A 9,396-nucleotide genomic window follows, 5' to 3' on the forward strand; every position below is an offset into this window, starting at 1 on the left:
GGTGACGAACGTGGCGGACGAGGACAAGCTGCTCGGCTACCTCAAGAAGGTGACCGCTGATCTGCGGCAGGCCCATCGACAGCTGCGTGAGGCCGAGGAGAAGGAGTCGGAGCCGATCGCCATCGTGGCGATGAGCTGCCGCTACCCCGGTGGCGTTCGCACGCCGGAGGAGCTGTGGCGGCTGCTCGCCGCCGGCGGCGACGGCATCTCCTCGTTCCCGCTGGACCGCAACTGGCCCGCCGCGCTGTTCGACGAGGACCCGGACCGGTCCGGCACGACCTACGCCCGCGAGGGCGGGTTCGTGTACGACGCGGCGCAGTTCGATCCCGCGTTCTTCGGGATGAGCCCGCGCGAGGCGCTCGCCACCGACCCCCAGCAGCGCATCCTGCTGGAGATGTCGTGGGAGGCGTTCGAGCGGGCCGGGATCGATCCGCTGACACTGAAGAACAGCCGGACCGGGGTGTTCGTCGGAGCCGCGTCGACCGGGTACGGCTCCGGGCTGACCAGCCTGCCCGACGGCGTCGAGGGGCACCTGCTGACCGGCACCTCGACCGCCATCGCGTCGGGCCGGGTGGCCTACGTGCTCGGCCTGAAGGGACCGGCGATCACGGTGGACACGGCGTGCTCGTCGTCGCTGGTCGCGCTGCACTGGGCGGCGCAGTCGCTGCGCCGCGGGGAATGCTCGCTGGCGCTCGCGGGCGGCGTGACGGTGATGTCGACGCCGGGCATGTTCCTCGAGTTCAGCCGGCAGCGCGGGCTCGCCGCGGACGGGCGCTGCAAGCCGTTCGCCGAGGCCGCCGACGGCACGGGCTGGGCCGAAGGGGCCGGGCTGCTGCTGGTCGAGCGGCTGTCGGACGCGCGGCGCAACGGGCATCCCGTACTGGCCGTCGTCACGGGCTCGGCGGTGAACTCCGACGGCGCGTCGAACGGCTTGACCGCGCCGAACGGACCTTCCCAGCAGCAGGTCATCCGCGAGGCACTGGACGGCGCGGGACTTGAACCGTCCGATGTGGACGCCGTCGAGGCGCACGGGACCGGCACCGCGCTCGGGGACCCGATCGAGGCGCACGCGCTGCTGACGACCTACGGCCGCAACCGCGCGGAACCGCTGCGGCTGGGCTCGATCAAGTCCAACATCGGGCACACCCAGGCCGCCGCCGGCGTCGCGGGCGTGATGAAGATGGTGCTGGCGCTGCAGAACGAGCTGCTGCCCGGCACGCTGCACGTGGACGAGCCGACGTCGCACGTGGACTGGTCCGCCGGTGCGGTCGAGCTGCTCACCGAGGCGCGGCCGTGGCCCGGCGGAGAGCGGGTCCGCCGCGCCGGGGTCTCGTCGTTCGGCATCAGCGGCACGAACGCGCACGTGATCGTCGAGGAACCGCCCGCGGCGGACGTTCCCGAGCCGGAGCCGGAGCCGGAGCCGGAGCCGGTCCGGGCGGCAACGGCAGTCGTGCCGGTCGTGCTGTCCGCCCGCGGCGACGAGGCGCTGGCCGGGCAGGCCGCGCGCCTCTTGTCCCATGTGGACGAAAATCCGGACGTCGGCCTCGTCGACGTGGCCTGCTCGCTGGCCACTGCGCGGGCGGCGTTCGAGCACCGGGCCGTGCTCGTTTGTTCCGACCGGGCGTCGCTGCGCACGGAGCTCGCGGCACTGGCCGGGGGCCACCACTCGCCGGGCCAGGTCCGTGGTGTCGTGCCGGCCAAGGGGAAAGCGGGCAAGACGGCGTTCCTCTTCTCCGGTCAGGGGGCGCAGCGGCTGGGTGCCGGGCAGGAGCTGTACGACACCTTCCCGGTTTTCGCCGAGGTGGTGGACGCGGTGTGCGCGCAGGTGGACGGTCTGCGTGCGGTGATGTTCGGCGAGGACGCCGAGCGGTTGAACCAGACGATGTATGCGCAGGCGGCGTTGTTCGCCGTCGAGGTGGGGTTGTTCCGCCTGCTCGGGTCCTGGGGCCTCCGGCCGGACTTCCTGGTCGGGCATTCGATCGGCGAACTGGCGGCAGCGCAGTGCGCGGGCGTCTTCTCTTTGGAGGACGCGTGTGTGCTGGTCGCGGCGCGTGGTCGGCTGATGCAGGCCCTGCCCGATGGCGGGGTGATGGTGGCGGTGCAGGCCACCGAGGCCGAAGTGCTGCCCCTGCTGGTCGAGGGCGTGTCGGTGGCGGCGGTGAACGGGCCGTCATCGGTGGTGCTCTCCGGTGACGGGGACGCGGTCGACGCGGTCGTCAAGCATTTCGAGGACCGGAAGACTCGCCGGTTGCCGGTGAGCCACGCCTTCCATTCGGCGTTGATGGAGCCGATGCTGGCGGAGTTCCGCGAGGTTGCCGAGACGCTGACCTATCACGCGCCTTCGATTCCGGTGGTGTCGAACGTGACCGGAACCCTCGCCACGGCAGAAGAATTGACCTCGCCGGAGTACTGGGTCCGGCACGTGCGGGAAACGGTGCGGTTCCACGACGGCGTGACCTCCCTGGCCGAGCGTGGCGTGACCCGGTTCCTGGAGCTGGGGCCCGATGGGGTGCTGACCGCGATGGCGGCCGAATCCGTCGAAGGCACTTTGGTTTCCGCGCTGCGCAAGGACCGCGCCGACGTCGAGTCGGTCACAGCCGCCGTCGGCCGGCTGCACGTGAGCGGGCTGTCCCCGGACTGGGAGCGGTTCTTCGCCGGCCGCGCGGCGGTGCGCGTCCCGCTGCCGACCTACGCGTTCCAGCGCGAGCGCTTCTGGCTGGACCCGGGAGAAGCCGCCGGCGACGTTTTCGACGCCGCGTTCTGGGAGACCGTGGAACGGGCCGACCTCGGCGCGCTGTCCCACGAGCTCGGCGTGGCCCGCGAGGACCTCGCCGAGGTGCTTCCCGCGCTGTCGGCGTGGCGCCGCCGGACGACCGAGAAGTCCGTGGTGGACCAGTGGTGCTACCGGGCCACCTGGAAGCCGTTGCCCGCCGAGCCCGGAAGGCTCGCCGGCACCTGGCTGGCCGTCGTGCCCGCCGGGGCGTCCCGTCACGACGCGGTGCTTCGCGCCCTCGCCGACGGCGGTGCCGACGTCACCACGATCGCGGTCGACCTCGACGCGGCCGACCGCGCCTCGCTCGCGCGGTCCTTCCCGGAGGCCGGATACGCGGGAGTGGTGTCGTTGCTCGCGCTCGACGACGCTCCCGATCCCGACCGGTCCCGTGCGGTGGCGGGCACGCTCGCGCTGATCCAGGCGCTCGGCGACGCCGGTGTCACGGCGCCGCTGTGGTGCGTGACGCGCGGAGCCGTGCCGGCGCGGCCCGGCGACACCGTCGCCGAACCCGCGCAGGCCCAGCTCTGGGGGCTCGGCCGGGTCGCGGCCCTCGAGTTCCCCGATCGGTGGGGAGGGCTCGTCGACCTGCCGGCGGAGCTCGACGACCGCTCGGCGCGGCACCTGGCCGCCGCTCTGTCCGCTGTGGACGGTGAGGATCAGCTCGCGGTCCGCGACTCCGGGCTGCTCGGCCGCCGGCTGATCCGGACGGCACCGGCGAAGGACGGCGCGTGGCGCCCGCGCGGGACCGTGGTGATCACCGGGGGCACGGGCGCGCTGGGCGCGCGGGTCGCGCGGTGGGTCGCCGAGGCGGGCGCCGAGCACGTGGCCCTCGTGTCACGCCGGGGACCGGACGCGCCCGGCGCCCGGGAGCTGGCGGCGGAACTGACGGACCTCGGCGTCGCGGTCAGCGTGCTCGCCGCCGACGTCGCCGACCCCGATCAGTGCCGGGTGGCGGTGAAGTCGGCGGGAAGCGACGTCGCGGTGTCGGCGATCGTGCACGCGGCGGGCGTGCTGGACGACGGCGTGCTGGACGCCGTGACCCCCGGGCGGCTCGCGGACGTCGTGCGGGCGAAGGGCGTGGCCGCGCGGAACCTGCACGAGGTCTCGGCCGAGCTCGGGCTCGAGCTGGACGCGTTCGTGCTGTTCTCGTCGTTCGCCGGCACGGTCGGCGCGGCGGGACAGGGCAGCTACGCGGCGGCCAACGCCTACCTGGACGCGCTGGCGGAACACCGGCGCGGCGCGGGCCTGACCGCCACCTCGATCGCCTGGGGCCCGTGGGCCGAGGCGGGCATGGCCGCCGAGGGGGCCGAGCGGATGCGCCGCGGCGGCCTCACCCCGTTGCCGCCGTCCGCTGCCACCCTCGCGCTCGGGCAGGTCACCGGCGCCGTCACGGTGACGGTCGCCGACGTCGACTGGGAACGGTTCGCACCCGGCTTCGCCGCCGCCCGGCCGAGCCCGCTGCTGGCCGAGCTCCCGGAGGTGCGCCGCGCCGCCGGACGCCGGCCGGTCGCGAGCCCGGTGCCGGCCGAGTTGCCCGGCGCCGACCGGCCGGGCGCCGTGCTCGAACTGGTGCGCGCCCAGGCCGCGGCCGTGCTCGGCCACCGGGGTCCCGAGCAGGTCGATCCCGCCCGTGCCTTCCGCGAACTCGGGTTCGACTCGCTGACCGCCGTCGAGTTCCGCAACGCGCTCGGCGCGGCCACCGGCCTGCCGCTGCCGTCGACGCTGGTCTTCGACTACCCGACGGCTCAGGCGCTGGCCGGCTACGTCCACGCCGAACTGTTCGGCGACACGCCGGAACCGGCCCGCCCCGCGCGGACCGTCGCGCTCGACGAGCCGATCGCGATCATCGGGATGAGCTGCCGGTTCCCCGGCGGCGTCGACTCGCCCGAAGCCCTGTGGCGGCTGCTGGACCTCGGCGTGGACGCGATGACGCCGTTCCCCGAGGACCGCGGCTGGGACGTCGAGGGGCTGTACGACCCGGACGGCGAGCGGCCCGGCACGTCGTACACCCGGCACGGGGGATTCCTCGCCGGTGCCGCGGAGTTCGACGCGGGCTTCTTCGGGGTGTCACCCCGGGAAGCGGTGGCGATGGACCCGCAGCAGCGGGTGCTGCTCGAAGCGTCCTGGGAGGCGATCGAAGACGCCGGGATCGACCCCCGGTCGGTGCAGGGCAGCCCGGTCGGGGTGTTCGTCGGGACCAACGGGCAGGACTACCCGATGCTGCTCGCGTACGCCGACCAGGACTCCGCCGGGCACGCGGGCACCGGCAACGCGGCGAGCATCGTGTCCGGCCGCGTGGCGTACACGCTCGGCCTGGAAGGCCCCGCGGTCACGGTCGACACGGCGTGCTCGTCGTCGCTGGTCGCCCTGCACTGGGCGAGTGAGTCGCTGCGCCGCGGCGAGTGCACGCTCGCGCTGGCGGGCGGGGTGACGGTGATGTCGACGCCGGGCTCGTTCATCGAGTTCAGCCGCCAGCGGGGGCTGGCCCCCGACGGCCGGGTGAAGGCGTTCTCCGCGGACGCGGACGGCACCGCCTGGGGCGAAGGCGCCGGCGTGCTGCTGGTCGAGCGCCTGTCCGACGCGCGCCGCAACGGGCACCCGGTGCTGGCCGTCGTCAAGGGCTCGGCGGTGAACTCCGACGGCGCGTCGAACGGCTTGACCGCGCCGAACGGCCCTTCGCAGCAGCGGGTGATCCGCGACGCGCTGGCCGCCGCCGGGCTCGAAGCGTCCGATGTGGACGCCGTCGAGGCGCACGGAACGGGCACCTCGCTCGGCGACCCGATCGAAGCGCAGGCGCTGCTCGCCACCTACGGGCGGGACCGGGACCGGCCGTTGTGGCTGGGCTCGGTCAAGTCGAACCTCGGGCACACGCAGGCGGCCGCCGGGGTGGCCGGCGTGCTGAAGATGGTGCTGGCCCTGCGCCACGGCGTCCTGCCGCGGACGCTGCACGTGGGCTCGCCGACGTCGCACGTGGACTGGACCGCGGGAAACGTCGCCCTGGCGACCGAACCGGTGCCGTGGGACGGGGGCGATCGTCCCCGCCGCGCCGGCATCTCGTCCTTCGGCCTCAGCGGCACGAACGCCCACGTCATCATCGAGGAGGACACCGAGCCGGCGCCGGCTCGGGACGCCGGGCCCGTCGTCTCCGGGGGCACGGTGCCCCTCGTGCTCTCCGCGCGCGGTGCCGACGCGCTGCGCGCCCAGGCCCGGGCGCTCGCCGCCTTCGTCGAGTCCCGCCCGGAAGCGGAACTCGCCGACCTCGGCTGGTCGCTGCTCACCAGCCGGGCGTCGCTCGAACACCGGGCCGTGGTGCTCGCCGGCGATCAGGCCGCCGCGCTGGCCGGGCTGGCGGCGCTCGCCGAGGGCGGCCGGGGCGGCGTCACCGGCGTGGTCGCGGAAGGCCGCTCGGCGTTCCTGTTCTCGGGACAGGGCGCGCAGCGCGCCGGCGCGGGCCGGGAGCTGGCCGAGACGTTCCCCGCGTTCGCCGAGGCGCTGGCCGCGGTGTGCGCGCACCTGGACACCGAACTGGACCACCCGCTGCATGAGGTGATGTTCGGCGACACCGGCCTGCTCGACCAGACGCGGTACACGCAGGCCGCGCTGTTCGCGCTCGAAGTCGCGCTGTTCCGGTTGCTGGAGTCGTGGGGTGTCACGCCGGACTACCTGGCCGGCCACTCGATCGGCGAGCTGGCGGCGGCTCACGTGGCCGGCGTGCTTTCGCTCGTCGACGCCTGCCGGCTCGTCGGCGCGCGGGGCCGGCTGATGCAGGCACTCCCGCCCGGCGGCGCGATGGTGGCGATCCAGGCGAGCGAGGCCGAAATCACCCCGCTGCTCACCGACCGAGTGTCGATCGCGGCGGTGAACGGGCCCGCCTCGGTCGTGGTTTCGGGCGACGAGGACGCCGTCGAGGCGATCGCCGCCCGGTTCCGGGACGACCGCAAGACGCGCCGGCTGACCGTCAGCCACGCGTTCCATTCACCGCTGATGGAGCCGATGCTCGCCGAGTTCCGGCGCGTCGCGGCCGGGCTGACCTACCACGAGCCGTCGATCCCGGTCGTGTCCAACGTGACCGGCACCCTGGCCGCGGACGGCGAACTGACCTCGCCGGACTACTGGGTCCGGCACGTCCGGCAGGCGGTGCGGTTCCACGACGGGATCACCTGCCTCGCCGGGAAGGGGGTCACCCGGTTCCTCGAACTCGGCCCCGACGGCGTGCTCGCGGCGATGGCCGCCGAGTCGGCCGACGCCACGATGGCCGCGGTCCTGCGCAAGAACGGCGGATCCGAGCCGGAGAGCGTGCTGACGGCCCTCGCGGCGCTCCACGTCACCGGACAGCGAGTCGGCTGGACGCGGCTGTTCACCGGCGCGCGCCGGGTCGCGCTGCCCGGCTACGCCTTCCAACGCCGGCACTACTGGCCCCGGTTCGACGCGGCGCGGGCCGCCGCGGCCGGCACGGCGAACGACGTCGACGCGCAGTTCTGGGCGGCCGTCGAGCGAGAGGACCTCGGCGCGCTCGCCGAGACCCTGTCCGTCGACGGCGAAACCACGCTCGGGTCGCTGCTGCCCGTGCTGTCGGCCTGGCGGCGCGAGCGGACCGAGAAGTCCACTGTGGACTCCTGGAACTACCGGATCGGGTGGCGGCGGATCGAGGCGACGGCCCGGCCCGCGCCGGCCGGGACCTGGCTGCTGGTGTTGCCCGTGCGTGCCGGCGACTGGCACACGACCGTCCGGAAGGCCCTCGAACAGCGGCTCGGCCGCTGCGTGCCGGTCGAGATCGAGACCGGCGCGGACCTCGACCGCGCCTCGCTCGCGGAGCGGCTGCGCGCGGCCGCCGCGGCGGAACCCGGCCTCGCCGGCGTGGTCTCCCTGTCCTCATCGGACGAGACGGCCGAGCCGGCCGAGACGGGCGAACCGGCGGTGACGCTGGCGCTCGTGCAGGCACTCGGCGACGCCGGCGTCGCGGCTCCGCTCTGGTGCCTGACGACGGGCGCGGTGTCGGTCGACCCGGCGGAACCGGTCCGCAGCCGGATGGGGGCCGCGGCCTGGGGCCTCGGCCGGGTCGCGGCGCAGGAGGCGCCGGACCGCTGGGGCGGCGCCGTGGACCTGCCCGAGGTGCTCGACGAACGCGGCGCCGACCAGCTCGTCGCGGTGCTGGCCGGCCTCGGCGGCGAGGACCAGGTCGCGATCCGGGCGACCGGCGTCTTCGGCAGGCGGCTGCTGCGCGCCGCCCCCGTGGACACGGCGGACACGGCGGGCGCGTGGCCGGTGCCGGGCACCACGCTCATCACGGGCGGCACGGGTGCGCTCGGCGCGGAGGTCGCCCGCTGGGCGGCGGGCCAGGGCGCGGAACACATCCTGCTCGCGAGCAGGAGCGGCGAGAACGCGCCCCACGCGGCGGAACTCGCCGCCGAACTGGCCGGACTGGGCACGCGGGTCAGCGTCGTCGCGTGCGATGTCGCCGACCGGGACGCGGTGCGGCACCTGCTCGCGGAGATCCCGGCGGAATACCCGCTGACGGCGGTGGTGCACGCCGCGGGCGTGCTCGACGACGGCGTGCTCGACGCGCTGACCCCGGACCGGCTCGCCGCCGTGCTCGAGGCCAAAGTGGCCTCCGCCGTGCACCTGCACGAGCTGACCCGCGACCACGAGCTCAAGGCCTTCGTGCTGTTCTCCTCCTTCGCGGGCACGATCGGCGCGGCCGGCCAGGGCAACTACGTCGCGGCGAACAGCGCGCTCGACGCGCTGGCCGAGCAGCGCCGGGCGGCCGGCCTCCCCGCCACCTCCATCGCGTGGGGGCCGTGGGCCGAGGCGGGCATGGCCGCCGGCGAGACGGTGGCGAGCCGGCAGCGCCGGGGCGGCGTGCGGGCCCTCCCGCCGCGGTTGGCCGTGGTCGCGATGGCTCGCGCCGCCGAGCGTCCCGGCGCGTGCCTGGTGGTGACCGACGTGGACTGGGCGGCCTTCGCGCCCGGGTACACGGCACTGCGGCCGAGCCGGCTGTTCGATGAGATCCCCGAGGCCCGGCGCGCTGCCGCCGCGGAACCGGAGAGCTCGCCGTCGGACTTCACGGCCCGGCTCGCGGCGCTGCCGGAAAGCGACCGGGCCAACGCCGTGCTCGAGCTCGTGCGCGGGCAAGCCGCGGCGGTGCTCGGCCACGAGGGCGCGAGCGCGATCGAACCGGGGAAGGCGTTCTCGGACCTCGGCTTCGACTCGCTCACCGCGGTCGAGCTGCGCAACGTCCTCGGCGCGATCACCGGCCTCGCGCTGCCGGCGACCGTCGTGTTCGACCACGCGAACCCCGCCGCGCTGGCGCAGCGGCTGCGCAGCGAGCTGTTCGCCGGCGGCGAGGCCGAGGTCGTGCCGGTGCTGGCCGAGCTGGACCGGCTGGAGAGCGCCGTGGCCGCGCTCCCGGTCGAGCAGCTCGCGGGCACCCGCCTCGCGGCGCGCCTGCAGGCCCTCGTGAAACAGCTCGGCGACGCACAGCACGGCGAGCGCGGCAACGAGGTCGCGGAGCAGCTGCAGACGGCGACCTCGGACGAGGTCTTCGACTTCATCGACAAGGAGCTCGGCCTCGGCTGAGGCCGGTCCGAAGCGCCACCCAGCCAGCGAGACGACGAACCGGAGAG

At 74.9% G+C, this 9,396-nt stretch carries 1 protein-coding gene; it reads left to right on the forward strand.

Annotated elements, in window-relative coordinates; genetic code table 11:
- The first annotated feature begins 10 nt into the window (after positions 1 to 10).
- Positions 11 to 9,349, forward strand: a complete 9,339-nt coding sequence (locus AB0F52_RS21885; RefSeq protein WP_360173769.1) for a type I polyketide synthase — start codon at positions 11 to 13, stop codon at positions 9,347 to 9,349.
- Positions 9,350 to 9,396 lie beyond the last annotated feature (47 nt).

Source organism: Amycolatopsis sp. NPDC024027 (genome assembly GCF_040638975.1).
Classification (GTDB): Bacteria; Actinomycetota; Actinomycetes; order Mycobacteriales; family Pseudonocardiaceae; genus Amycolatopsis.